The 25,269-nt window shown below is 71.7% G+C and carries 19 protein-coding genes; 17 read left to right on the top strand and 2 right to left on the bottom strand.

All coding sequences use genetic code 11. The features are described 5' to 3' along the window. Positions 1–191: 191 nt before the first annotated feature. A complete protein-coding gene (locus UIS43_RS10635) occupies positions 192–905 on the bottom strand; it encodes a DUF305 domain-containing protein (RefSeq protein WP_117199653.1) in 714 nt (237 codons plus the stop codon). A gap of 323 nt (positions 906–1,228) precedes the next feature. Between UIS43_RS10635 and UIS43_RS10630 the strand changes: the two genes are divergently transcribed. From UIS43_RS10630 to UIS43_RS10620, 3 genes are all read left to right on the top strand, one after another. After that, positions 1,229–2,605, top strand: a complete 1,377-nt coding sequence (locus tag UIS43_RS10630) for an LVIVD repeat-containing protein (RefSeq protein WP_013154407.1) — start codon at positions 1,229–1,231, stop codon at positions 2,603–2,605. A 193-nt stretch (positions 2,606–2,798) separates the two neighbouring features. Continuing rightward, entirely contained in the window at positions 2,799–4,211 is a 1,413-nt protein-coding gene (locus tag UIS43_RS10625; RefSeq protein ID WP_071622535.1) for a hypothetical protein, read from the top strand. A 157-nt stretch (positions 4,212–4,368) separates the two neighbouring features. Next, a complete protein-coding gene (locus UIS43_RS10620) occupies positions 4,369–5,784 on the top strand; it encodes an LVIVD repeat-containing protein (protein ID WP_013154405.1) in 1,416 nt (471 codons plus the stop codon). A gap of 365 nt (positions 5,785–6,149) precedes the next feature. Here the strand turns inward: UIS43_RS10620 and UIS43_RS10615 are convergent, their stop codons facing one another. Then, positions 6,150–7,517 (bottom strand): hypothetical protein, encoded by a 1,368-nt coding sequence (locus UIS43_RS10615; protein WP_370013056.1) that lies wholly within the window; start codon positions 7,515–7,517, stop codon positions 6,150–6,152. 120 nt (positions 7,518–7,637) lie between these two features. Here UIS43_RS10615 and UIS43_RS10610 point away from each other — a divergent pair, with 120 nt between their 5' ends. The 14 genes from UIS43_RS10610 (at position 7,638) to obgE (ending at position 25,254) form a co-directional block, all read left to right on the top strand. Next, positions 7,638–8,990: a folylpolyglutamate synthase/dihydrofolate synthase family protein gene (locus UIS43_RS10610; RefSeq protein WP_358421872.1), complete on the top strand. Its 1,353-nt coding sequence runs from the start codon at positions 7,638–7,640 to the stop codon at positions 8,988–8,990. 31 nt (positions 8,991–9,021) lie between these two features. Next, positions 9,022–9,417: a DUF4233 domain-containing protein gene (locus UIS43_RS10605; RefSeq protein ID WP_013154402.1), complete on the top strand. Its 396-nt coding sequence runs from the start codon at positions 9,022–9,024 to the stop codon at positions 9,415–9,417. Positions 9,418–9,571: 154 nt separating this feature from the next. Continuing rightward, on the top strand, positions 9,572–9,976 hold the full coding sequence (gene ndk, locus UIS43_RS10600) for a nucleoside-diphosphate kinase (RefSeq protein WP_013154401.1): 405 nt from the start codon (positions 9,572–9,574) through the stop codon (positions 9,974–9,976). 221 nt (positions 9,977–10,197) lie between these two features. Beyond that, a complete protein-coding gene (locus UIS43_RS10595; RefSeq protein WP_013154400.1) occupies positions 10,198–11,232 on the top strand; it encodes a rod shape-determining protein in 1,035 nt (344 codons plus the stop codon). 3 nt (positions 11,233–11,235) lie between these two features. Then, on the top strand, positions 11,236–12,132 hold the full coding sequence (gene mreC / locus UIS43_RS10590; protein ID WP_013154399.1) for a rod shape-determining protein MreC: 897 nt from the start codon (positions 11,236–11,238) through the stop codon (positions 12,130–12,132). Then, positions 12,129–12,689: a rod shape-determining protein MreD gene (mreD, locus tag UIS43_RS10585; RefSeq protein WP_013154398.1), complete on the top strand. Its 561-nt coding sequence runs from the start codon at positions 12,129–12,131 to the stop codon at positions 12,687–12,689. The genes mreC and mreD overlap by 4 nt, the downstream gene beginning before the upstream one ends. 8 nt (positions 12,690–12,697) lie before the next feature. Beyond that, entirely contained in the window at positions 12,698–14,848 is a 2,151-nt protein-coding gene (gene mrdA, locus UIS43_RS10580; protein WP_013154397.1) for a penicillin-binding protein 2, read from the top strand. Between the two features lie 2 nt (positions 14,849–14,850). Next, complete coding sequence (gene rodA / locus UIS43_RS10575) at positions 14,851–16,023, top strand: rod shape-determining protein RodA (RefSeq protein ID WP_370013053.1); 1,173 nt, start codon at positions 14,851–14,853, stop codon at positions 16,021–16,023. A 271-nt stretch (positions 16,024–16,294) separates the two neighbouring features. Next, positions 16,295–18,232 carry a TIGR03960 family B12-binding radical SAM protein gene (locus tag UIS43_RS10570; RefSeq protein WP_370013052.1) on the top strand — a complete coding sequence of 646 codons (1,938 nt, stop codon included), beginning with the start codon at positions 16,295–16,297 and terminating at the stop codon, positions 18,230–18,232. A gap of 631 nt (positions 18,233–18,863) precedes the next feature. Next, positions 18,864–19,640, top strand: coding sequence for a TIGR03936 family radical SAM-associated protein (locus UIS43_RS10565; protein WP_041552821.1), 777 nt, complete (start codon positions 18,864–18,866; stop codon positions 19,638–19,640). 158 nt (positions 19,641–19,798) lie between these two features. Continuing rightward, positions 19,799–22,822, top strand: a complete 3,024-nt coding sequence (locus tag UIS43_RS10560) for an Rne/Rng family ribonuclease (RefSeq protein WP_370013050.1) — start codon at positions 19,799–19,801, stop codon at positions 22,820–22,822. 359 nt (positions 22,823–23,181) lie between these two features. After that, positions 23,182–23,493 (top strand): 50S ribosomal protein L21, encoded by a 312-nt coding sequence (gene rplU / locus UIS43_RS10555; RefSeq protein WP_019609597.1) that lies wholly within the window; start codon positions 23,182–23,184, stop codon positions 23,491–23,493. A 14-nt stretch (positions 23,494–23,507) separates the two neighbouring features. Further along, positions 23,508–23,768 carry a 50S ribosomal protein L27 gene (gene rpmA / locus UIS43_RS10550; protein WP_019609598.1) on the top strand — a complete coding sequence of 87 codons (261 nt, stop codon included), beginning with the start codon at positions 23,508–23,510 and terminating at the stop codon, positions 23,766–23,768. A 121-nt stretch (positions 23,769–23,889) separates the two neighbouring features. Continuing rightward, on the top strand, positions 23,890–25,254 hold the full coding sequence (obgE, locus tag UIS43_RS10545) for a GTPase ObgE (RefSeq protein ID WP_013154390.1): 1,365 nt from the start codon (positions 23,890–23,892) through the stop codon (positions 25,252–25,254). Positions 25,255–25,269: the final 15 nt, after the last annotated feature.

Below are 25,269 nucleotides of genomic sequence, written 5' to 3'. Positions count from 1 at the left end.
ACCGGGTCTCCGCGCCTGCGACGGGTCCGGCGGTGCCTTCCCCGGGCCCGTGCCCCGCTCCCCGGCGGCCAGGCCGCCCGCGGGACGAGGTCCGGCACACGCGAGGGGGCGCCCCGACCGGGGCGCCCCCTCGCGTGTGTCCGGGGCCGTGATCCGTCCCCGCCGGGGCGGACGCGCGGGTACCGCCGTGCCTACTCCTCCAGCGCCTGCTCCATGCGCGCGATGTCGGCCTTCTGCTCGGCGATCACGTCGTTGGCCATGCGCATCACCGTCTGGTCCTTGCCCTCGGCCAGCACCTCCTCGGCCATGGTGACCGCGCCCTCGTGGTGGGCGGTCATCAGTTCCACGAAGAGGCGGTCGAACTCGTCGCCCTCGGCCGCCGCCAGCCGCTCCAGCTCCTCCTCGGTGGCCATGCCCGGCATGTCGCCGTGGTCGACCTCCAGCTCGCAGGCGGGCACGTCGCCGCTCTCGTCGTGGTGGGTGCCGTCCCCCTCCAGCCCGCAGAAGTTCTGGTGCGCAGGGTTCTCCCTGGCCGGACCGAAGATGTTCTCCTCCAGCCAGCTCTCCATGGCGGTGATCTCCGGGCCCTGGGCGTCGGCGATGCGGTCGGCGATGAGCTCGATGTCCTCGCGCTCGTGGCGCTCGGGTACCAGGTCGGTCATCTCCAGGGCCTGCGAGTGGTGCTCGATCATCATCACCAGGTAGGTGACGTCGGCCTCGTTGTGGCCCTGCTCCTCGGCGAGGGCGGCGATCTGGTCGGCGGTGGCGGGGGAGGAGGACTCCCCGGGCGCGCCGGGGGCGATGACGTTGGCCGACTCCTGCTCCTGCCCGTCCCCCCCGTCCGTACAGGCTGAGGCTCCGAGCAGGGCGAGAGCGGTTCCGGCCGCGAGTACCAGGCGACGCACGAGGTGTCCTCCGATGGGGTGGGGTGCGGACGGGGCCGCTGTGCCGGCGGGCGCTGTGCCCTGGGGCAACGTCCTGCGGGCTTTCTTACTCACTCGACGGGTGTTCTGTCCAGTCCCGGACCCGGGTCGGTGCCATCTCGTTCGACTTCGCGGTACCGGGCGCGGTGCCGGGGCGCCTCTCACCCCCGAGGGTTTCTGCGTGCTTTTGGCCTTCTGAAGTGCTGGATGTCCGTTCTCGGCGTTTCGTCTGGTTATTGCCAATGGGGAGGAGTAAAACCCATGGTAGTCAGTTGGATGCTTTGTGTATTTCCGGGGGGTGTGCGGTGGTGTCGGAGACGCGAAGGCCCGCGAACGGACTGCGGTGGGGGACGCTCGGAACGGCACCCCTCCTGGTCACCGCCCTCCTGGCCGTTCCCGGGGCCAGGGCCGACGGGGTGAGCACCGGCGGGGGCGTCGTGCACGTGGCCAACCTGCCCAGGCCGGAGGGGCTGGACGGCACCGCGTCCTACAACTCCGACCTGGCGTTCAGCGGCGACTACGCGATCGGCGGCAACTACGACGGCTTCGTCGTCTACGACATCTCCGATCCGGAGAACCCGAGCCGGGTCTCCACGGTCGTGTGCCCCGGGAGTCAGGGCGACGTGTCGGTCAGCGGCGACCTGCTCTACCTCTCGGTGGACTACCCGCGCGCCAGCAGCGAGTGCGGCGCGCCCTCGGTGTCGGCCACCGACCCGGACGGCTTCGAGGGGATCCGGATCTTCGACATCTCCGACAAGGCCAACCCGCAGTACGTGTCGGCGGTGCGCACCGACTGCGGTTCGCACACCAACACGCTGGTGCCGGGCGAGGACGGTGAGCGCGACTACGTGTACGTCTCCTCGTACTCGCCCTCGAAGGACTTTCCCAACTGCCAGCCGCCGCACGACAGGATCTCCGTCGTCGAGGTTCCGCTGGCGGACCCGGCCTCGGCCCGGGTGGTCAGCGAACCGGTGCTGCTGCCGGACGGCGGCCACGGGACCACCACCGGCTGCCACGACATCACCGCCTACCCCGAGCGGAACCTGGCCGCGGCGGCCTGCCTGGGGGACGGACTGCTGCTCGACATCTCCGACCCGGTGAACCCGGTCGTCACCGAGGCGGTCCAGGACGAGAACTTCGCGTTCTGGCACTCGGCGACCTTCACCAACGACGCCCGCACCGTGGTCTTCACCGACGAGCTCGGCGGCGGGCACGCGGCCACCTGCGACGCCGGGACGGGGCCCGAACGGGGAGCCAACGCGGTCTACTCTCTGGACCAGAGCGGGGCGGAACCGAAGCTCGAATTTCGGAGCTACTACAAACTGCCTCGTCATCAGGCCGAAACTGAGAACTGTGTGGCGCACAACGGCTCGCTGATCCCGGTGCCCGGCCAGGACTACTTCGTGCAGTCCTGGTACCAGGGCGGCGTCTCGGTGATCGACCTCAACGACCCGGCCGACCCCCGGGAGATCGGCCACTTCGACCGCGGACCCTGGAACCCCGACGCCCTGACGACGGCGGGCTCGTGGTCGGCCTACTACTACAACGGCTACGTCTACTCCTCCGACATCAGGCGCGGGCTCGACGTGCTCCGGCTCACCGACTCCCGCCTGGCGGGGGCCGAGGAGGTGCGGATGGAGGAGTTCAACCCGCAGTCGCAGCCGTCCACGCCCTCCGGCTGAACCGTCGGTCGCGGCGCGCCGGAGCCCTCCGGTGCGCCGCGCGGCACCCGGATTAGGCGCCTTGTGTAGTCGAATCGGGCCAGCTGGACACCGTGTTAAGAACAAGGTTTCTTTTGTCTCCCCCTATACATATAGATGTTGAACTGTGTACCTTCTTCCTGTTTCGCTCCAATCAGAATCAGGAGTACACAGGATGGCGTCATCCCCCCCGACCCCCACCTCCCGGCGCGCCAGACGCGGACTGACCGGAGTCTCCCTCGCCGGAGCGGCGGTGCTCATGGTCGGGCTCCTCGGCCCGGCCTCGGCCTCGGCGGACGACGAGTTCGCCAGTGACGCCGACACCAGTGCCAACATCACCCATGTGACCAACGTCCCGAAGACCGAGGCCATGAGTGACTTCAACTCCGACCTCGCCTTCAGCGGCGACTACGCCATCGGCGGCAACTACAACGGCTTCGTCATCTACGACATCTCCGAGCCGGAGGAGCCGCAGGTCGTCTCCGAGGTCCTGTGCCCGGGCGGACAGGGCGACGTGTCGGTCAGCGGCGACCTGCTCTACTTCTCGGTGGACTACCCGCGCGCGAGCACCGAGTGCGGCGCGCCCTCCGTGCCGACCACCGACCCGGACGGCTTCGAGGGCATCCGGATCTTCGACATCTCCGACAAGGCCAACCCCCAGTACGTGTCGGCGGTGCGCACCGACTGCGGCTCGCACACCAACACCCTGGTGCCGGGCAAGGACGGCGAACACGAGTACGTGTACGTCTCCTCGTACTCGCCCTCGGAGCGCTTCCCGAACTGCCAGCCGCCGCACGACAAGATCTCCGTCATCGAGATCCCCGTCGACGAACCGTCCGAGGCCAAGGTCATCGACACCCCGGTGCTCTTCCCCGACGGCGGCAACACCGGCACCGCGGGCTGCCACGACATCACCGTCTACGCCGAGCGCGACATCGCCGCGGGCGCCTGCATGGGCGACGGCGTGCTGATGGACATCTCCGACCCGGCCGCGCCGGTCGTCACCGAGGTGGTCCAGGACGACAACTTCGCGTTCTGGCACTCGGCCACCTTCACCAACAACGGCGAGACCGTGCTGTTCACCGACGAACTCGGCGGAGGCGGCGGCGCCACCTGCAACGAGGAGATCGGCTCCGAGCGCGGCGCCAACGCCATCTACGCCATCGGCGGCGGCCAGGACTCCCCCGACCTGGAGTTCGAGGGCTACTACAAGCTGCCCCGCCACCAGGCCGACACCGAGAACTGCGTCGCGCACAACGGCTCGCTGATCCCCGTCCCCGGACGCGACTACTTCGTGCAGTCCTGGTACCAGGGCGGCGTCTCGGTGATCGACTTCAACGACCCGGCCGACCCCCGGGAGATCGGCCACTTCGACCGCGGCCCGATCAGCGAGGACAACCTCGTCCTGGGCGGTTCCTGGTCGGCCTACTACTACAACGGCTACGTCTACTCCTCCGACATCACCCGCGGGCTCGACGTCCTGAAACTGGAGGACCCCCGGTTCCGGGTGGCCGAGCAGGTGCGGATGGACGAGTTCAACCCCCAGTCCCAGCCCGAGTACCGGCCGGGCCGCGGCAACGGCCGCTGACCGCACGGGCGCCCCGGGCCCGAGGGGAACCGGGGCGCCCGCCCGAACGCCGCCCGGCCCGTGGCCGGGTGACGAAGAACCGGGGCCGCGGCCGTGTACGCCGCGGCCCCGGCGCGTCCACCCCCACCCCCACCCCCTAGTGCACACAGGAGAACCCATGCCCGCACCTCCCGCAGCACCACGGGCCAGGAAGGCGCTGCGGCGCACCGCGGCCCTCGCGTCCGCCGCGGCCGCGTCCCTGCTCCTCGGGCTCCTCGGCCCGGCCGCCGCCCAGGCGGACGAGGCGCCCGCCGAAGACATCCACAGCGACAACATCACCCACGTCGCCCACACGCCCAAGCCCTCGGCCGTGCGCAACGTCAACTCCGACCTGGCGTTCAGCGGCGACTACGCCATCGGCGGCAACTACGACGGCTTCGTCATCTACGACATCTCCGAGCCGGAGGAGCCGCAGGTCGTCTCCGAGGTGCTGTGCCCGGGCGGACAGGGCGACGTGTCGGTCAGCGGCGACCTGCTCTACTTCTCGGTGGACTATCCGCGAGCGAGCACCGAGTGCGGGGCACCCTCCGTCCCGGTGACCGACCCGGACGGCTTCGAGGGGATCCGGATCTTCGACATCTCCGACAAGGCCAACCCCCAGTACGTGTCGGCGGTGCGCACCGACTGCGGCTCGCACACCAACACCCTGGTGCCGAGCAAGACCGGTGACAGCGACCTGATCTACGTGTCGTCGTACTCGCCCTCGGAGCGCTTCCCGAACTGCCAGCCGCCGCACGACAAGATCTCCGTCATCGAGGTCCCGCACGACGCTCCCGAGGAGGCCGCGGTCGTCAACGAACCGGTCCTGTTCCCCGAGGGCGGCAACCACGAGCAGGACGGGCTGCTGCTGCCCACCCAGGGCTGCCACGACATCACCGTCTACGCCGAGCGCGACATCGCCGCGGGCGCCTGCATGGGCGACGGCGTGCTGATGGACATCTCCGACCCGGTGAACCCGGTCGTCACCGAGGTGGTCCAGGACGAGAACTTCGCGTTCTGGCACTCGGCGACCTTCACCAACGACGCCCGGACCGTGCTGTTCACCGACGAGCTCGGCGGAGGCGGCGCCCCGACCTGCACCGAGGAGGTCGGCCCCCAGCGCGGCGCCAACGCCATCTACGCCATCGGCGGCGGCGACTCGCCGGAGCTGGAATTCGCCAGCTACTTCAAGATCGACCGCCACCAGGGCGACCAGGTGTGCGTGGCGCACAACGGCTCGCTGATCCCGGTGCCCGGCCAGGACTACTTCGTGCAGTCCTGGTACCAGGGCGGCGTCTCGGTGATCGACTTCAACGACCCGGGCGCCCCGAGCGAGATCGGCTTCTTCGACGTGGACTCCCGCGTCGAGGAGGGTGTGCAGGACAACGACACCTGGTCGACGTACTACTACAACGGCTACGTGTACTCGTCCGACATCGAACGCGGCCTGGACGTGCTGCGGATCGACGACCCGCGCGTGCGCGCGGCCGAGCGGGTGCGGATGGAGGAGTTCAACCCGCAGAGTCAGGAGAGCTACCGGCCGGGACGGCGCTGACGGCGGGTAGGGGCTGACGGGCTTCCCGAGCCCGTGATCCGGGCGGGGGCGGTGCCGCGGCACCGCCCCCGTCGCCGTGCCGCGGCCCCGCGTGCCGTCCCGGATGGGGAAGGGCGTGCCGGGCGGAGGGGCCCGGGGAGAGGGCACGCGGGGGTGGAGCGGGTCCGGGGGAGTCCTCCACAGCTGCGGGAGAGCGGTTCCGGACCGGGGCCCGGCGGCGTAGGCTCGATCTCGGGGGAGCCGCGCCCCACCGCCGGGGAAGCCCGACACCCCCGTTTTCGAGTGTCCCGCGCCAGTGCCCAGCGCCGCCAGAGCCTCCTCCGACCTGTGGACGACGTGGGCGTTCGGGGCCGCGCGGTCCGGCCTCAGCCGAAGAGGCGGTCGGTGGGGGCGTCCACGGCCTCCAGGACCCGGCCGGTGAAGTAGACCGTGCCCAGGGCCAGCACGCGTTCGCCGAGCGCGCGCAGGGCCGCGGGGGACAGGTCCGCGGCGTCCATGCGGCCCCAGTGGCCCGGCAGGGCGTGCTCGAAGCGCAGGTGGGCCTCGGGCAGGCGCACGGCGGTCACGGGCAGATCGCCCAGGACCTCCACCGCCCCCGACACGTCCTTGTGGTCGGGCAGGCACAGCAGCACGTGGTCCACCCCGCCCCACAGCCCACGGACGTGGGCCAGGGCGGCGGCGACCCCGTTGCGGTCGATGGCCGAGTCCACGACCACCTCGGCGTCCGCCTCCGCGTCCGGCGTGCTGCCGCCCCCCACCGGGGCCCCGTCGGCCCCGCCGGACACTCCTCCAGCCCGACCGGGCGCCCCTCCGACCCGTCCGGACGCTTCTGCCGCCTCTCCGGGCACCGTGTGGCGGGACAGCCTCCCCGGCAGCCGGACGGTGCCCAGGACGGCGTGCAGCCGCTCCCGGTCCAGGGGCGGGCGGCCCAGGTGGTCCAGCATCCGCGCCGCCGCCGCCGTCCCCAGCACCCCCGAGGCCGCGGACAGCCCCGGCGGGCGCAGCCCGGGCGGCGGCTCCACCCCCGGCCTGTCCGGATCGACCACCTCGGCCCGCACCCGGCCCCCGGTGGCCTCGGCCAGGGCGGCGTCGGCCGCAGCGGCCACCTCCGCGGTCTGCGGCAGGCGCACCAGCGCGCGGGTCCGCTCCCCGGCCACCCGCGCCTTCTCCCGGGCGATCTGCGCCACGGTGTCGCCGAGGACGCCCACGTGCTCGGCGAAGACCTTGCCCAGCGCGACGACCTCCGGGCCGACCAGGCGCAGTTCGTCGCGGTGGCCGCCCATCCCGGCCTCCAGCACGCACACGTCGGCACCCACCTCGATGGCGCGCAGCAGCCCCGCCATGAGAAACAGCCCGCTCGGTGCCAGGTGGCCGCCGAACTCCTCCACCGTCGGCAGTTCCCGTCGGGCGGCGTCGATCCGGGCGCCCAACACGTCCAGTTCGGCGTCGGACACCGAGGTCCCGTCCACCCGTACGCGCTCGCGGTAGGAGCGGAAGCTCGGCCCGGTGACCAGGACCGTGCGCAGTCCGGCCGACGCCAGCGCCGCCGCGGCCGTCGTCGCCGTGCTCCCCTTCCCCTTGGACCCCACCACTCCCAGCACCGGGGGGCGGCGCGTGTCCAGCCCGAGCACGCGCATCAGCGCCGTGGCACGCTCCAGGCTTCCGGTGCGGTCGCGGGGGCGGTCGGGGCGGCGCTGCGCCCACTCGGAGAAGAAGGGGTCAAGGCTTCGCATGGTCCCAGTATGGTCTGCGCGACACAGGCCACCGGTTCCCTCACCCGGGGATCGTGCCCAGGTGGGGGCGCGTAGACTGGCGCGGGTGTACACCCCGAACACACGAGACATCGAGACACCGTGAGCGAAGCCAGCGCCGAGCAGCGCTACGCCGAGGTGACCGCGGAGATCCTCGCCCGCGCGCCCGAGTCCGACATCGATCCTCGACTGGACCGGGTCCGCACCCTGCTGGACCTCCTGGGCGACCCGCACCGCAACTTCCGGGCCATCCACGTCACCGGTACCAACGGCAAGACCTCCACCGCCCGCATGATCGACGCGCTCATGCGCGGGCGGGGTCTGCGCGTGGGCCGCTACACCAGCCCGCACCTGCGCACCGTGCGCGAGCGCATCGTCATCGACGGGGAGCCCATATCCCAGGAGCGGTTCGTCGCGGCCTACGACGACATCCGCCCCTACGTCGAGATGGCCGACTCGATGAACGACGCACCGCTGTCGTTCTTCGAGATCCTCACGGTGATGGCCTACGCCGTCTTCGCCGACGCCCCCGTGGACGTGGCCGTCGTCGAGGTCGGCATGGGCGGCCGGTGGGACGCCACCAACGTCATCGACGGAGACGTCGCCGTGGTGACCCCCATCGGGATCGACCACACCGAGTACCTGCCCGACACGGTGGAGGGCATCGCCGAGGAGAAGGCGGGCATCATCAAGCCCGACTCCGTGGCGGTCCTGGCCCAGCAGCCGCTGCCCGCCGCCGAGGCCCTGGTCCGCAACGCCGCGGAGGTCGGGGCGCGGGTGGCCAGGGAGGGCCTGGAGTTCGGCGTCACCTCCCGCGAGATCGCCGTCGGCGGCCAGCAGATCGCCGTCAAGGGCCTCACCGGCAACTACGAGAACCTGTTCCTGCCCCTGTTCGGGGCACACCAGGCGGGGAACGCCGCCGTGGCCCTGGCCGCGGTCGAGGCGTTCGCCTCCTCCGGCGACGACGCCGGGGGCCTGGACCCCGCGATCGTCGCCGAGGCCCTCGCGGGAGTGGACTCCCCGGGCCGTATGGAGGTCGTGCGCACCAGCCCGACCATCATCGCCGACGCGGCGCACAACCCGGCCGGGATGACCGCCACCGCGGCGGCCGTGGAGGAGGCCTTCACCTTCTCCCGGCTGGTCGGGGTGGTCGCGATCATGGCCGACAAGGACGTCGAGGGGATCCTCGAACCCCTCGAACCACTGCTCGACGAGATCGTCGTCACCCGTAACTCCTCCCCGCGTTCCCTCGAACCGGAGCGGCTGTCCAACGTCGCCCAGCACATCTTCGGTGAGGAACGCGTGCACGTGGAGCCCCGACTCGACGACGCCATCGACCGGGCCGTGGGCCTGGCCGAGGAAGGCGGGGAGTTCGGCGGCACCGGTGTACTGGTCACCGGATCGGTCGTCACCGCCGGTGACGCCGTCCACCTGTTGCGCGGTGCGCAGGAGTGACGGGCCAGGTCTACTACGAAGGGAACCCGCCGTGCGTGTAGTCTGCGCCGTCATCCTGGTGTTCGAGGTCATCGTGATCGGCCTCTTCATCCCCGTCGCCATCTCCCTTGAGGGGATGGACCCGGTCCTGGCCGGGAGCCTGTGGGGAGGGATGGCCGTCGCCGCCCTCGTGCTCTCCGGGCTCCAGAAGCACCGCTGGGCGCACTACGCGGCCTGGGTACTGCAGGCCGCCTTCCTGTTCACCTCCTTCCTGGTCTCCGGGGCGGTGCTGGTCGCCGTGGTGTTCGTCTCCCTGTGGGTGACCGGCGTCATCATGGGCCGCCGCACCGACGAGATGAAGGCCGCCCACCTGGCCCGCGCCGAGGCGGAGGCCGCCGGGCGGGGCGAGGACACCGCGGCCTCCGCGCCCACGCGCCAAACGCGATAGTGTGACGCAGGTCCGGGCGGGCGGCCCGGGGAGAATCCTCCTCCTGCGGCCCCCGCACCTGTGACCCATCACCCGATTCCTCCGCGTGCGGCCGCTGCCGTGGGCGGGTGCCCACGTGCGCCACGCGGAGCCCCAGTGAGGAGTTGACACGCACGTGGAGCGCACTCTCGTTCTCATCAAGCCGGACGGCGTCCGCCGCAACATCGTCGGCGAGGTCATCTCGCGCATCGAGCGCAAGGGCCTGAAGCTGGTCGCCATGGAGCTGCGCACGCTCGACGCCGAGACCGCCAAGACGCACTACGAGGAGCACGCCGAGCGCCCGTTCTTCGGTTCGCTCGTCGAGTTCATCACCGGCGGCCCCCTCGTGGCCATGGTGGTCGAGGGCGAGCGCGCGGTGGAGGCGTTCCGCGCCCTGGCCGGCGCCACCGACCCGGTGACCGCCACCCCCGGCACCATCCGCGGCGACTTCGCGCTGGAGGTGCAGCAGAACATCGTGCACGGCTCGGACTCCACCTACTCCGCCGAGCGCGAGATCAAGCTCTTCTTCCCCGACCTGTAGGGGAAACGGGGCGGTCCGCGGGTCCTTCGGCATGTGGGACCCGCGGGCACGGGCGACTTCGGTCGGTTCGTCCGCCGACGGGGCAACAATTCGGTGTGTTTGCGTAACGGACTAAGTGCTGACCGTTACGATACGGGGGACTCAACACCTATCGTGCCGGAACGACTACGTATGGTCGCCCCGGGCAACCACGTCCGACACGGCGCCTCTGAGGACGTTACATGCCGAACAACCTTGCTTTTCTCGGCCGGGACATGGCCGTCGACCTGGGTACCGCCAACACGCTCGTGTACGTGCGAGGACGCGGCATCGTTCTGAACGAGCCGTCGGTGGTCGCGCTCAACACCTCAACGGGCCGAATCGTCGCTGTCGGCATCGAAGCCAAGCAGATGATCGGTCGCACGCCGACCAACATCACGGCCATCCGTCCCCTGAAGGACGGTGTCATCGCCGACTTCGAGATCACCGAGCGCATGCTGCGCTACTTCATCCAGAAGATCCACCGGCGGCGCCACTTCGCCAAGCCGCGCCTGATCGTGGCGGTGCCCAGCGGCATCACCTCGGTCGAGCACCGCGCCGTCAAGGAGGCGGGATACCAGGCCGGCGCGCGCAGGGTCTACATCATCGAGGAGCCCATGGCCGCCGCCATCGGCGCCGGGCTCCCCGTCCACGAGCCCACCGGGAACATGGTCGTGGACATCGGCGGCGGCACCACCGAGGTCGCCGTGATCTCCATGGGCGGCATCGTCACCTCGCAGTCCATCCGCGTGGGCGGCGACGAACTCGACCAGGCCATCGCGACCTTCGTCAAGAAGGAGTTCTCGCTGATGATCGGGGAGCGCACCGCCGAGGAGCTGAAGATGGCCATCGGCTCCGCCTACCCGACCGGTTCCGAGGAGATCCGCGCCGAGGTGCGCGGACGCGACCTCGTCAGCGGGCTGCCCAAGACCATCGTCCTGTCCGAGAGCGACGTCCGCCAGGCCATCGAGGAGCCGGTCACCGCCATCGTCGACGCGGTCCGCACCAGCCTGGACAAGTGCCCCCCGGAGCTGTCGGGCGACATCATGGACCGCGGCATCGCCGTCACCGGCGGCGGAGCGCTGCTCCGCGGGATCGACGAGAGGCTCCTGCACGAGACCGGGATGCCCATCCACGTCGCCGACAACGCGCTGGACTCCGTCGCCGTCGGCTCGGGCACCTGCGTCGAGAACTACGAACGGCTCCACCAGGTACTCGTCCCCGAGCGGCGGAGGTGACCCATGTTCCGCGACTCACGCAGATCCCGCGTACTCCTCGCCGTGCTCGTCGCCGTGGCGGTGGCCCTGCTCGTCCTGGACGCCCGTCCCGGCGCCAACCCGGTCACCTCAGTGGCCCGCGCGGGCGGCGAACTCGTCTTCGCGCCCGCCGCCGCGGGCGTCACCTGGGCGACCGGACCCGTGTCCGGTCTCTACGAGGGGCTGGTCAGCGGCCCCGAATCCGAGCGCGTGGCCGAGCTGGAGCAGGCCAACGCCGAGCTGGAGGACGACCTGCGGGCCGCCCGCATCGACAAGGCGCGCGCCGAGCAGCTCGACGCGATGCTGGGGCTGGCCGGTCTGGGCGGCTACGAGATCGTCCCCGCCCAGTCCGTCACCCACGTCACCGCGCGCGGCTACGCCGACACGGTCACCATCGACGCCGGAACCGACTCCGGTGTGCGCCCGGACATGACCGTGGTCAACGGCTCCGGCCTGGTGGGCAAGGTGATCGAGGCCGGTCCGAGCACCGCCACCGTCATGCTCGCCACCGACGTCAACTCCGCCGTCGGCGCCCGTCTGGAGGCCACGCGCAAGATCGGCGTGGTCCGGGGCGGCACCGTCCCCGGCGGCCCCGACGCCGAACTGACCCTGGAGCTGTTCGACCTCCAGGCGCCGGTCGAGGCCGGGGACCGGCTGGTCACGCTCGGCTCGCACGAGGGCGCGCCCTTCGTGCCCGGCGTGCCGATCGGCACCGTCGAGGAGGTGCAGGTGGCGCCCGGCGCGCTCAGCCGCCTCGCACGTATCGCCCCGGCCGTGGACTTCTCGTCCCTGGACGTGGTGGGCGTGGTGGTCGGGGGTCCCGAGGAGGACCCGCGCGACTCCGTGCTCCCGCCCCGACCCGACAAGGGGGAACGCTCATGAGGAACGCAGCGACCCTGGCACTGGTGGCCGTCGCCGTGCTCGCCCAGGCCACCGTCGTCAACCGGCTCCCGTTCGAGTGGGGGGCCGGGCCCGACCTCGTGGCCGCGGCGATCGTCGCGGTCGCCCTGACCACCGGCCCCGCCGCCGCCGCGGCGTGCGGTTTCGCCGCCGGGCTGGCCATGGACGTCCTGCCGCCCGCCGAGCACGCGCTGGGCCGCTACGCCCTGGTGCTGTGCGTGGCCGCCTACCTGCTGGCCCTGCTGCACAGGAACACCGGCTCCGCCGGAGCCCTGGGAGGCAGGCCCTCGGTGTGGGCCCTGATGGCCGCCACCGCCGTCACCGCCGTGGGTGTGGGCCTGGGCTACGCGCTGGTCGGCGTGCTCATGGGCGACCCGCGGGTGTCGCTGGCCGCCGTGGCGGTCAACACCCTCGTCGGAGCCGCCCTGACCACCCTGGTCTCACCGCTGGTCACGCTTCCGCTGCTGTGGGCGCGGGGGGCGCTCTCCGACAGCGAGCTCGCCGGCGTCCGGGGCCCCGTGTCCCCCGGGGGGTGGTGAACGTGCACATGTCGCCCGTCGACGACGTCGAACTGCCCGGCCGCAGACTCGGCCGGGCCGGTTTGCTGCTCGCCCAGATCCTGGTCCTGGTGCTCTTCGCGGCCCTGGCCGTACGGCTGTGGTACCTCCAGATTCCGATGTGGGACCACTACCGCGAGCTCGCGGTGGCCAACCACCACCAGCAGCTCCTCGTCCCCGCCACGCGGGGGCAGATCCTGGACACCACCGGCCGCCCGCTGGTCAACAACAGCACCGAGCTGGTGGTCTCCGCCGACTACCACGAGATCACGGGCATGGAGGACGGCGGCGAGAAGGTCCTGACCGACCTGTCCGAGGTGCTCGACGTCCCGCTGGAGGAACTCCAGAAGCGCATGCGCCTGTGCGGGCCCGAGGTGAGCCGCCCGTGCTGGCCCGGCTCGCCCTACCAGCCCGTCACCCTCGCCGACGACGTGGAGCCCTCCGTCGCCCTCCAGATCATGGAGAGCGCCGACCGCTTCCCCGGGATCAGCGCCCAGGCCCACGCCGTGCGCGAGTACCCGCAGGGCGAGCACGGCTCCCAGATGCTGGGCTACCTGCAACCGGTGACCCAGGAGGAGCTGGAGGCCCGCGAGGATCTGCGCACCCAGTTCACCGGCATCGACATGGTGGGCCGCGACGGCGTGGAGGCGGTCTACGACGCCCAGCTGCGCGGCACCGCGGGCAAGCGCGTCCTGGGCGTGAACAACCACGGCGAGGTCATGGAGGTCATCTCCGAGGCGCCGCCCGAACCGGGGATGCACCTGGTCACCCACGTCGACCTCGGCGTGCAGAAGATCGCCGAGGAGGCGCTGGCCGAGGGGATGGCGAACGCCCGGCCCCGCTACAAGGCCGACTCCGGCGCCGCCATCGTCCTGGACGTGCGCACCGGCGGCGTGGTGGCCATGGCGAGCCTGCCCACCTACGACCCCGCGATCTGGCGCGGCGGCATCGACCAGGAGACCTTCGACGAGATGCTCAGCGAGGAGGCGGGCGAGCCGCTGCTCTCCCGAGCCGTGCAGGGCACCTACCCGCCGGGCTCCACGTTCAAGGTCTCCTCGCTCGCGGCGGCCGCGGAGAACGGGTACTCGCTGCGCAGCACCTACGCCTGCCCGGGCTCGGTGAACCTGGCCGGGCAGAACTACGAGAACTACGAGGGCCAGGGCCAGGGTCCGATCAGCCTCCACGAGGCCATCGTGGTCTCCTGCAACACCGTCTTCTACAACTTCGGCTACCAGATGTGGAAGGACGACGGCGGGCTCTACCCCGACGGCGAGGCGGACGAGGCGATGGCCGAGATGGCCAAGGGCTTCGGCTTCGGCTCCCCGACCGGGATCGACCTGCCCTACGAGACCTCCGGGCGCATCCCCGACCGCGAGTGGAAGCGCACCTTCTGGCAGGAGACCCGCGAGAACAACTGCCACCGGGGCGAGCACGGCTACCCCGACGTCGCCGAGACCGACCCGTCGCGCGCCGCCTACCTCAAGCTGCTGGCCTACGAGCAGTGCGTGGAGGGCTTCCAGTGGCGGGCCAACGAGGCCGTCAACTTCGCCATCGGCCAGGGGGACGTCCTCGTCACCCCGCTCCAGCTCGCCAGCGCCTACGCGGCCGTCGCCAACGGCGGCACGCTCCACGAGCCGCGCATCGGCAGGGCGCTGGTCTCCGCCGACGGGACGGAGGTGCGCGAGATCGAACCGGTCGTGCGCGGCGAGCTCCCGGTCAGCGACGGGACGCTGGAGTACCTCCAGACCGCGCTCACGGCGGTCCCCAAGGAGGGCACCGCCCGCGGCGCCTTCGCCGGGTTCCCGCAGGACAAGGTGTCCGTCGCGGGCAAGACCGGTAGCGCCGACGTGGAGGGGCGCCAGGTCTCCTCCTGGTTCGCCTCCTACGCGCCCGCCGACGACCCGCAGTTCGCCATCGTCGTCCTGGTCTCCCAGGGCGGTACCGGCGGTACGACCGCGGCGCCCATCGCGCGCGCCATCTACGACGGCATCTACGGGTTCGACTCCCCGGCACAGGGAGCCGAGGCCGAGGTCGAAGAGGATGCGTCCGGCGGCGCGGAGCCGCTGATCCCGGGCGGCGCGCCGCCCGAGCAACTGCCCGACATCCGTCCCGACGGTTCCATCGACCTGCTGGATCGGTAGCCATGAGCACCTACATGGGGGCGCCCGGGTCACGGAGCGCCGAGATCGGACGCAACGCGGCGGGCCTGGCGCGCCGACTGGACTGGACGCTGGTCGCGTCGGTGGCGGCCCTGTGCGCCATCGGTTCGCTGCTGGTGTGGTCGGCGACCATCCCGGGCGACGGCAGCGACCCGCTGGAGTCCACCGAACACCTGGGCCGCCACCTGCTCCACCTGCTGGTGGCGTGGGCGCTGTGCCTTCTGGTCGCCGCGGTGGACCACCGCACGATCCGCGCGTACGCGCCGATCGTCTACCTGGTCACGGTGGTCGCGCTGGTCCTGGTGCTCACCCCGCTCGGCGAGGTGATCAACGGGTCGCGCGGCTGGATCGTGGTCGGCGGCTTCCAGTTCCAGCCCAGTGAGCTGTCCAAGGTCGGGCTGGTCCTGGTCCTGGCCACGCTGCTGGGGGAGCCCCGCGACGGCGAGGCCCGGCCGATGACGCGGGACGTGGTGTTCTGCCTGGTGGTCCTGGCGGTGCCGCTGGCACTGGTGATGGCGCAGCCGGACCTGGGCACCACGCTGGTGCTGGTCACGATCTTCCTGGGCATGCTCACGCTGTCGGGCGCCCCGATCGTGTGGGTGGCGGGCATGCTGGCGTGCGGGGTGGTCGGCGCGCTGTGCGTGTGGTGGTTCGACCTGCTGGAGCCCTACCAGCTGGACCGCATCGCCACGCTGATGGACCCGACCGCCGACCCGCAGGGCGCGGGGTACAACTCCAACCAGGCGCTGATCGCGGTGGGGTCGGGCGGGTTCAACGGCACCGGGCTCTTCCAGGGCGAGCAGACGCACGGTCAGTTCGTGCCCGAGCAGCACACCGACTTCATCTTCACGGTGGCGGGCGAGGAACTGGGGTTCGTGGGGTCGGTGGTGGTCATCGGCCTGTTCGCGCTGATCCTGTGGCGGATCCTGCGCATCGCCCAGGGGTGCGAGCAGTCCTACCCGCGACTGCTGTGCGTGGGAGTGGTCGCCTGGTTCGGGTTCCAGGCCTTCATCAACATCGGGATGGGCCTGGGGGTCGTTCCGGTGACGGGTCTGCCGCTGCCGTTCATGTCCTACGGCGGTACCGCGATCGTGGCCAACATGGTCGCCCTGGGACTGGTGCTGGGGGTCGACTCCCGGGACCGGGGCTTCGCCTAGGGGCGCGGACCACGACACCGGCGGGGCGGGCACGGCGGAGGCGCAGGGGCCCGCCCCGCCGCCGTCCGGAGGGAGGACCGCGGCGGGGCGCGGACGGAACCGGGCCCGCCGCGGTCCGACCGGACCTGTGGACGGAGCGGCCCGGGGCCCGTGGCGCCGGTAGCCTGGGAACATCAGCGCGGGCGCGCTCCACGCGTCACCGCGCCGACCCCCGCGACGGCGGGGGTCCACGCACACCCGACACGATGTCCGCCGAACGAAGGCCCACACCATGTCCGTCGAAAGCCTCTTCCCGCGGCTGGAACCCCTGCTGACGCAGGTGGCCAAGCCCATCCAGTACGTCGGTGGCGAGCTCAACTCCGTGGTCAAGGAATGGGACGAGACCCGGGTGCGCTGGGCGCTGATGTACCCGGACGCCTACGAGGTGGGAGTGCCCAACCAGGGCGTCCAGATCCTGTACGAGGTCCTCAACGAGCGCGAGGGCGTGCTGGCCGAGCGCGCCTACGCGGTGTGGCCGGACCTGGAGAAGCTGATGCGCGAGCACGGCGTGCCCCACTTCACCGTGGACTCGCACCGGCCGCTGGCCGCCTTCGACGTGCTCGGGCTGAGCTTCGCCAGCGAGATGGGCTACACCAACATGCTCACCGCGCTGGACCTGGCGGGCATCCCGCTGCGCGCGGCCGACCGCACCGCCGACCACCCGGTCGTGCTGGCCGGCGGACACTCGGCGTTCAACCCCGAGCCGATCGCCGACTTCCTGGACGCGGTGGTCCTGGGCGACGGCGAGGAGATCACCCTCGCCATCACCGAGATCATCCGCGAGTTCAAGGAGGAGGGCGAGCCCGGCGGGCGCGACGGCCTGCTGCTGCGCCTGGCCGCGACCGGGGGCGTGTACGTGCCCCGCTTCTTCGACGTGGCCTACCACGAGGACGGGCGGATCGCCTCCTACACGCCCAACCGGCCCGGGGTGCCCGGCACGGTGCAGAAGCACACCGTGATGGACCTGGACCAGTGGCCCTACCCCAAGAAGCCGATCGTGCCGACCGCCGAGTCCGTGCACGAGCGCTACAGCGTGGAGATCTTCCGCGGCTGCACGCGCGGCTGCCGGTTCTGCCAGGCGGGGATGATCACCCGGCCGGTGCGCGAGCGCAACAAGGAGACCGTCACGAAGATGGTCGAGGACGGCGTCGAGGCCTCCGGCTTCCAGGAGGTGGGGCTGCTGTCGCTGTCCAGCGCCGACCACAGCGAGATCGGGCAGATCGCCAAGGGGCTCGCCGACCGCTACGAGGGCACCAACACCGGCCTGTCCCTGCCCTCCACCCGCGTGGACGCGTTCAACATCGACCTGGCCAACGAGCTGACCCGCAACGGGCGCCGCTCCGGCCTGACGTTCGCGCCGGAGGGCGGCAGCGAGCGGATGCGCCGGGTGATCAACAAGATGGTCACCGAGGAGGACCTCATCCGCACCGTCACCGCCGCGTACGCGGCCGGGTGGCGGCAGGTGAAGCTGTACTTCATGTGCGGCCTGCCCACCGAGGAGGACCAGGACGTCCTGGCCATCGCCGACCTGGCCACCGAGGTGATCCGGACCGGCCGTGAGGTGACCGGCCGCAAGGACATCCGCTGCACGGTGTCCATCGGCGGGTTCGTGCCCAAGCCGCAGACCCCGTTCCAGTGGGCGGCGCAGACCTCGCACGAGGCCGTCGACGCCCGGCTGCGCAAGCTGCGCGACAGGCTGCGGGGCGACCGCAAGTACGGCAAGTCGATCGGTCTGCGCTACCACGAGGGCCGACCCTCCATCATCGAGGGCCTGCTCTCCCGGGGGGACCGCAGGGTCGGCCGGGTGGTCGAGGAGGTGTGGCGCTCGGGGGGCCGCTTCGACGGCTGGAGCGAGCACTTCTCCTACGACCGGTGGTCCGAGGCCGCCGAGGCCGCCCTGGCCGACCTCCCGGTGGACGTGGACTGGTTCACCACCCGCGAGCGCGACGAGGACGAGGTCCTGCCCTGGGACCACCTGGACGCGGGCCTGGACCGGTCGTGGCTGTGGCAGGACTGGCAGGACTCGCTGTACGGCGAGGAGTCGCTGGAGGTGGACGACTGCCGCTGGAACCCCTGCTACGACTGCGGGGTCTGCCCGAGCATGGGCACCGAGATCCAGATCAACGCCCCCGCGGAGGGCCGTCCGCTGCTGCCGCTCAACGTGGTCTAGCCGGACAGCCGCCCGGTCGCGGCGGTGTGCCGCGCGGGCCCGGGAGGTCTCCGGCCGAGGCCGGACACGGACGAACCCCTGCTCCCACCGGTCGTCGGTGGGGTCAGGGGCCGTGGTGTTCGTGCCGGGGCAGGGGGCGGCTCACGTGCCCCGGGAGGGTGTGAAGTAGGATTTCGCGCTCCGGGCGCTCTCTCGACCCTCGAAGGGGAGTGGCCCGGGGGAGGAAGGTGTACGGCCCGGCGCCCCGCTCGCGCCGGGCCGTACGTGTAATAGGACTCGCGGGCTACGCGGGGGGTTGCCATCGGATCCAGATTTTCTTCGGATTTTTTTCGGCGAACCCCGCGTTCTGCTGGTGAACACGGCTCCGGTGTCCGCTTCGACCGCTCGGGGACTTTTCGACCGCAGGTCAGTGGGGGAGATACCGGTATGCGTAGTCCTGCTGGCGCATGTGCACCACGGCGCACCGTACGCTGAACAGGACGAGGAACAGCCCCTTCAGGTCGCCCCGCCGACCGCACCAGGGGGCATGAGGAAAGGAGTTGAGCTGCCCCCCGCATCCGAGGGCACCACCTCACCCTCCACGGCCAAACCCGGACAGCGGCTTCGCGTCCACTACGCCAAGCGCGGACGCATGAGGTTCGCCAGCCACCGCGACATCGCCCGGGCTCTGGAGCGCGCCCTGCGCAGGGCCTCCGTACCCGTGGCTTTCTCCGCTGGCTTCTCACCTCACCCCAAGGTCTCCTACACCGGCGCGGCCCCCACCGGGGTCGCCAGCGAGGCGGAGTACCTTGAGCTCACTCTGGCCGAGCACCGCCCGCCCGAGAGGGTCCGAGCCGACATCGACGCGGCCATGCCCCAGGGCATCGACGTCGTCGAGGTCGTCGAGGCCCGACATCCCGGGCTGGCCGACCGGCTCCAGGCCTCCGAATGGCGCGTGGAGATGGCTGGCGTCGACCCCGACGACGCCGCCAGGGCGGTGGCCGCCTATCTGGCCGCCGACAGCGTCGAGGTGGAGCGGATGACGAAGAAGGGCCGTCGCCGCTTCGACACACGGCCGGCGGTGGTCCGCATCGACGTGTGCGCTGAATCCCTCGGGCGCGCCCCAGAGGAACATCACACGACATATGCCATACTTCGGATGGTCGTACGGCACACGACACCTGCTGTTCGACCGGACGACGTGCTGACCGGCCTTCGCCGCGTGGCCGACCTCGCGCCGCCGTCATCTCCGATGATGACCCGGCTGGCGCAGGGGCCGCTGGACGAGACGACAGGTGCGATCGCGGACCCGCTCTCCCAGGACCGGCCCGAAGCCCACACGAGCTCCGGACCCGCGGACGACAACGCGGAGGAGCGGCGCGAAGACGCACCACGGCCGTCAACGCCCATGGCGGGACCGCGCGGATGAGCGGCCCCGAAGCGGGGAACATGGGCGACACCACAGGACTTTGCCCCGACGGCGCCCCGGCGCCGCCGGCGCTGACACAGCGACGACAGTTCTCGTGAGCCGCGCCGCCGACCGAGAGGTCGCGGCGCGCCCGAGGACTCTGACGGGAGACCGCCCGGATGCTCGACAACGAGCCCAACAACGGTGCCGACGGCACCGCGGGTACAACTGAAACAACCAACAACACGGCGGCGGCGCCCTCCACGGGGGGCGGTGAGGTGCGCGTGACCACGCCCGCGCCCGCCAAGGGCGTCCGCCGCGCCGCCGGACCACCCCCCGAACCCGACGACGTCTTCACCCCCCCCTCCGCGCCCGTCACCTCCCTCGCCGGTTCCGGCGAGGGGGGCACGGTCAAGACCTCGGTGGCCACCACCTCGCGCAGGCGCACCGTGCGCGCCGCGGGCCGTCCCGACGAGGACGCCGCCCCGCGCCGTTCGCGCGCCTCCGCTGACGACGAGGGCACCGCTCCGCGCCGGGCCCGTGCCTCCGCTGACGAGGAGGCCGCTCCGCGCCGTTCGCGCGCCTCCTCCGCCTCGGAGGACACCGCCCCCTCCACGGCCAGGAGCCGCGGCCGTTCGCGCGCCCGCTCCGCCCCGGCCGCGGAGACCGCCGGGCCCGCGCCCTCCGAGGCGGCCGACGAGCCCGCCAAGGACGAGGAGACCGTGGAGGCGGGCGGCGGCAACGTCTTCCAGGCCCCCTCCCTGCTCTTCCAGCCCCCGGTGGCCAGCGCCGCCCCCGTGCCCGCACGCAGCACCGCCCCGGCGGAGGCCGAGGAGGAGTCCGAGGAGGCCGAGGAGGAGACCGCCCAGGCCGCCGTCGCGGAGGAGACCGGCGACGGGGACGACGACCGCCCCAGCCGCCGTCGCCGCCGTCGCGGAGGCCGGGGACGCGGCCGCTCCCGCGCGGACGAGGACGAGTCCGCCGAGGCCCCCGAGTCCGCCGAGGACAAGGCGGAGCAGCACGGCGACAGGGACCGGGGCGAGGACGACGGCGCGGCCGACGAGTCCGCCGAGTCCGACGACCGCAGCAGCCGCCGTCGGCGCCGCCGTCGCCGCCGCTCCGGCGGGGGAGAGGGCCCCGAGGCCACCCCGGACGACCCGCCCAACACCGTGGTCCGGGTGCGCGAGCCCCGCCAGGAGAAGCCGATCGAGGACGAGGTCCAGGCGGTCCGCGGCTCCACCCGGCTGGAGGCCAAGAAGCAGCGCCGCCGCGAGGGCCGTGAGCAGGGCCGCCGCCGCGCCCCCATCGTCACCGAGTCGGAGTTCCTGGCGCGGCGGGAGTCGGTCAAGCGGGACCTGGTGGTGCGCCGCGTCGAGGACCGCACCCAGATCGCCGTCCTCGAGGACGACATCCTCGTCGAGCACTACGTCGACCGGGCCACGCACCGCTCCTACGTGGGCAACGTGTACCTGGGCCGGGTGCAGAACGTGCTGCCCTCGATGGAGGCCGCGTTCGTCGACATCGGCAAGGGCCGCAACGCCGTCCTGTACGCGGGCGAGGTCAACTGGGACTCCTTCGGCCTGGACGGCCAGCCCAAGCGCATCGAGTCGGTGCTCAAGTCCGGCCAGTCGGTCCTGGTGCAGGTCACCAAGGACCCCGTCGGCCACAAGGGCGCCCGCCTGACCAGCCAGATCAGCCTGCCCGGCCGCTACCTCGTGTACGTGCCCGGCGGTTCGATGACTGGCATCAGCCGCAAGCTCCCCGACAAGGAGCGCGCGCGCCTCAAGCAGATCCTCAAGAAGGTCATGCCCTCCGGCGCGGGCGTCATCGTGCGCACGGCCGCCGAGGGGGCCAGCGAGGAGGAGCTGGAGCGCGACATCACCCGTCTCGCCAAGCAGTGGGACTCCATCAAGCGCAAGTCCAAGTCGGCCAACGCCCCCTCGCTGCTCAACAGCGAGCCCGACCTGACGGTGCGGGTCGTGCGCGACGTGTTCAACGAGGACTTCTCCAGCCTCGTCGTGTCCGGTGAGGAGGCCTGGACCACCGTCCGCGAGTACGTGGACTACGTGGCCCCCAACCTCTCCGAGCGCCTCTCGCACTGGAACGAGGACCGCGACGTCTTCGCCGCCTACCGCGTCGACGAGCAGATCAACAAGGCCCTGGAGCGCAAGGTCTGGCTGCCCAGCGGCGGATCGCTGGTCATCGACCGCACCGAGGCCATGACCGTGGTCGACGTCAACACCGGCAAGTTCACCGGTCAGGGCGGCAACCTGGAGGAGACGGTCACCAAGAACAACCTGGAGGCGGCCGAGGAGATCGTCCGCCAGCTCCGGTTGCGCGACATCGGCGGCATCATCGTCATCGACTTCATCGACATGGTCCTGGAGTCCAACCGCGACCTGGTGCTGCGGCGCATGCTGGAGTGCCTCTCGCGCGACCGCACCAAGCACCAGGTGGCCGAGGTGACCTCGCTGGGGCTGGTCCAGATGACCCGCAAGCGGGTCGGCCAGGGCCTGCTGGAGGCCTTCTCGCACAGCTGCGAGCACTGCAACGGCCGCGGCCTGGTGGTCGCCAGCGACCCGGTCGAGAGCAAGGGCGGCGGCAGCGGCAACGGCCGCAAGAAGAAGAAGGGCAAGGGCGAGCCCGACCAGGCGGCCGAGAAGCCGGAGAAGGCCCAGAAGCCGTCCTCCGAGAAGGCCGACGGGGCCGACGGGCCGGAGAAGGCCGAGAAGGCGGGCGCTGACTCCGACGAGTCCGCCGAGGCGGACGCGGCGCGGACCGAGGAGGCACCCGAGGCCCCGCAGACGGCCGAGGCCCCGGCCTCCGAGCCCGCCAAGAAGACCCGTAAGCGGGCCTCCCGCTCCCGCAAGGCCGAGGCCGCCGCGGAGGAGCAGGAGGAGATCACCGCCACGGAGGAGGCTCCTGAGGCCGCGCAGCCCGAGCAGGCCGCGGAAGCCCCCGAGGAGGCCCCGGCCAAGAAGACCCGCGCCCGGCGCACCACCCGTCGTACCGCCCGCGGGGCGGCCGACACCGGTGAGGCCGAGGCCGCGGGCGGTGAGAGCGCCCCCGCCGAGGCGGACGCGACCGCCGCCGAGACGCCCGCCGAGGCCGGTGACGACGAGGCCGCCGAGCGGCCCAAGCGTCGCCGCACCCGGCGCACCAGGGCGGCGGCCACCCCGCCGACCGCCGTGGACGCGGGCTGAGTCAGGGGCGGTAGCCCCGCCGTGGTCCGGACCGGCACCAGCCCGGTCCGGACCACGGCACGTGTACAGGCCCGTGGCGGGCCGATGGTAATCTGAGGGACGGTGCGTCGGCGCGCTATGCCACCACACTCGCGCGCCCCGACACCGAAGTGCTCTCCACGCAGGGTTTGTTTCCCTCGGATCCCCGCGCCCCGCTACAGGCGATCAGTGGATCGTGGAACGAGGCACCTCCCCGCCCACACGGGGATGGGCCTCCCGGCCGATCTGGGCACAGGTGCGGTCGGACCCGGACCCCGGGCTCATGCCTCGGGGATGGTCCCGAGCATTATTCGTTGAGCGAGCAGGAAGAGAGTTACCCGGTGTACGCGATCGTGCGAGCGGGCGGCCGACAGGAGAAGGTGTCTGTCGATGACGTCCTGAACATCGACAAGGTCTCCGACGAGACCGGCGCCACCATCACATGGCAGCCCATCCTCGTCGTCGACGGTGACAACGTCATCAGCGACGTCGACAAGCTGAGCGGCTACACGGTCAGCGCCGAGGTCCTCGGTGAGACCAAGGGCCCCAAGATCAACATCCTGAAGTACAAGAACAAGACCGGTTACAAGAAGCGCCAGGGTCACCGCCAGAAGCACACCCAGGTGCGCGTCACCGGCATCGCGGCGAAGTAGGAGGCCTGGAAGATATGGCACACAAGAAGGGCGCTTCGTCCAGCCGTAACGGTCGTGACTCGAACGCCAAGCGCCTCGGCGTCAAGCGCTTCGGCGGCCAGAGCGTCTCGGCTGGTGAGATCCTGATCCGTCAGCGCGGCACCAAGTTCCACCCCGGCGCCAACGTCGGCCGCGGTGGAGACGACACGCTGTTCGCGCTGGTCGCCGGCGAGGTCAAGTTCGGCAACTTCCGCGGCCGCAAGGCCGTCAACATCGTTCCCGTCGCCGCCGAGTAGGCACGCGCGCGGACGTTGTACAGGGCGGGCCAGGGAACACTGGCCCGCCCCTTGCGTTGTCACTGGATGACGCGTGTGTGTCCAGGCCCCGCTCGGGGGCCGGAGAGTAACGGGGAGAGCTATGCCTGACTTCGTCGACGAGGCGGTCTTGCACGTCAAGGCCGGGAACGGCGGGCATGGCTGTGCCTCCGTGCACCGGGAGAAGTTCAAGCCGCTGGGCGGTCCGGACGGCGGCAACGGCGGCCACGGCGGGGACGTCGTGCTGGAGGTCGACACCCAGACCGCGACCCTGCTGGACTACCAGCGCCGCCCGCACCGCACCGCCGGCAACGGCACGCCCGGCCAGGGCGGCCACCGCGCCGGGGCCAAGGGCGAGGACCTCGTCCTCAAGGTGCCCGACGGCACCGTGGTCAGCCGTATGGACGGCGAGGTCGTCGCCGACCTGGTCGGCCACGGCACCCGGCTGGTGCTCGCCGAGGGCGGCCACGGCGGCCTGGGCAACGCCGCGCTGGCCACCAAGCGGCGCAAGGCCCCCGGCTTCGCCCTCAAGGGCGAGGAGGGCCAGGGCTTCGACGTGCGCCTGGAGATGAAGACCATCGCCGACGTCGGCCTGGTGGGCTTCCCCAGCGCGGGCAAGTCGTCCCTGATCGCCGCCATGTCCGCGGCCCGGCCCAAGATCGCCGACTACCCGTTCACCACCCTGGTGCCCAACCTGGGCGTGGTGGAGGCGGGCAACGTCCAGTACGTCATCGCCGACGTGCCCGGCCTCATCCCCGGAGCCAGCGACGGCAAGGGGCTGGGCCTGGAGTTCCTGCGCCACATCGAGCGCTGCTCCACCCTCCTGCACGTGCTGGACTGCGCCACCTACGAGCAGGGCCGCGACCCGGTCAGCGACCTGGAGGCACTGGAGGCGGAGCTGTCCGCCTACGGCCGCAGCACCGGAGTGGACCTGTCCGACCGGCCGCGCCTGGTCGCCCTGAACAAGGTGGACGTCCCCGAGGCCCGCGAGCTCGCCGAGCTGGTCACCCCGATGCTGGTCGAGCGCGGCTACCGCGTCCTGGAGGTCTCCGCGGCCTCCCGCGAAGGGCTGCGCGAACTGTCCTTCGCCCTGGGCGAGCAGGTGGCCGCGGCCCGCGAGGCCGCACCGCCCGCGGAGCCCACCCGGGTCGTGATCCGTCCCCAGGCCATCGGTGACGCGCCCTTCCAGGTGGTGCCGCTGGGCGGCAACGCCTTCCAGGTGCGCGGCGACAAGCCCGCCCGCTGGGTGCGCCAGACCGACTTCTCCAACGACGAGGCCGTCGGCTACCTCGCCGAGCGCCTCAACCGCCTCGGCATCGAGGAGCAGCTGGCCAAGGCGGGCGCCACCGAGGGCGCCGAGGTGCACATCGGCACCGAGGAGGACTCCGTGGTCTTCGACTGGGACCCCTCCACGGACGCCGAGGTCGTCCCGTCCGGCCCGCGCGGATCCGACGCCCGGCTGGGCTGACCCGCGCGGGGACCG

It is taken from the genome of Nocardiopsis sp. LDBS0036 (assembly GCF_041228755.1).
GTDB lineage: Bacteria > Actinomycetota > Actinomycetes > Streptosporangiales > Streptosporangiaceae > Nocardiopsis > Nocardiopsis dassonvillei.
This window is presented reverse-complemented; position numbering and strand designations above follow the sequence as displayed.

Coding starts and splice junctions, on each gene's coding strand:
- UIS43_RS10595 (WP_013154400.1), top strand. CDS start 10,198: ATGCCGAACAACCTTGCTTTTCTCGGCCGGGACATGGCCGTCGACCTG.
- mrdA (WP_013154397.1), top strand. CDS start 12,698: ATGTCGCCCGTCGACGACGTCGAACTGCCCGGCCGCAGACTCGGCCGG.
- rodA (WP_370013053.1), top strand. CDS start 14,851: ATGAGCACCTACATGGGGGCGCCCGGGTCACGGAGCGCCGAGATCGGA.
- UIS43_RS10620 (WP_013154405.1), top strand. CDS start 4,369: ATGCCCGCACCTCCCGCAGCACCACGGGCCAGGAAGGCGCTGCGGCGC.
- UIS43_RS10570 (WP_370013052.1), top strand. CDS start 16,295: ATGTCCGTCGAAAGCCTCTTCCCGCGGCTGGAACCCCTGCTGACGCAG.
- UIS43_RS10560 (WP_370013050.1), top strand. CDS start 19,799: ATGCTCGACAACGAGCCCAACAACGGTGCCGACGGCACCGCGGGTACA.
- obgE (WP_013154390.1), top strand. CDS start 23,890: ATGCCTGACTTCGTCGACGAGGCGGTCTTGCACGTCAAGGCCGGGAAC.
- UIS43_RS10625 (WP_071622535.1), top strand. CDS start 2,799: ATGGCGTCATCCCCCCCGACCCCCACCTCCCGGCGCGCCAGACGCGGA.
- UIS43_RS10565 (WP_041552821.1), top strand. CDS start 18,864: ATGAGGTTCGCCAGCCACCGCGACATCGCCCGGGCTCTGGAGCGCGCC.
- UIS43_RS10615 (WP_370013056.1), bottom strand. CDS start 7,517: ATGCGAAGCCTTGACCCCTTCTTCTCCGAGTGGGCGCAGCGCCGCCCC.
- mreC (WP_013154399.1), top strand. CDS start 11,236: ATGTTCCGCGACTCACGCAGATCCCGCGTACTCCTCGCCGTGCTCGTC.
- rpmA (WP_019609598.1), top strand. CDS start 23,508: ATGGCACACAAGAAGGGCGCTTCGTCCAGCCGTAACGGTCGTGACTCG.
- mreD (WP_013154398.1), top strand. CDS start 12,129: ATGAGGAACGCAGCGACCCTGGCACTGGTGGCCGTCGCCGTGCTCGCC.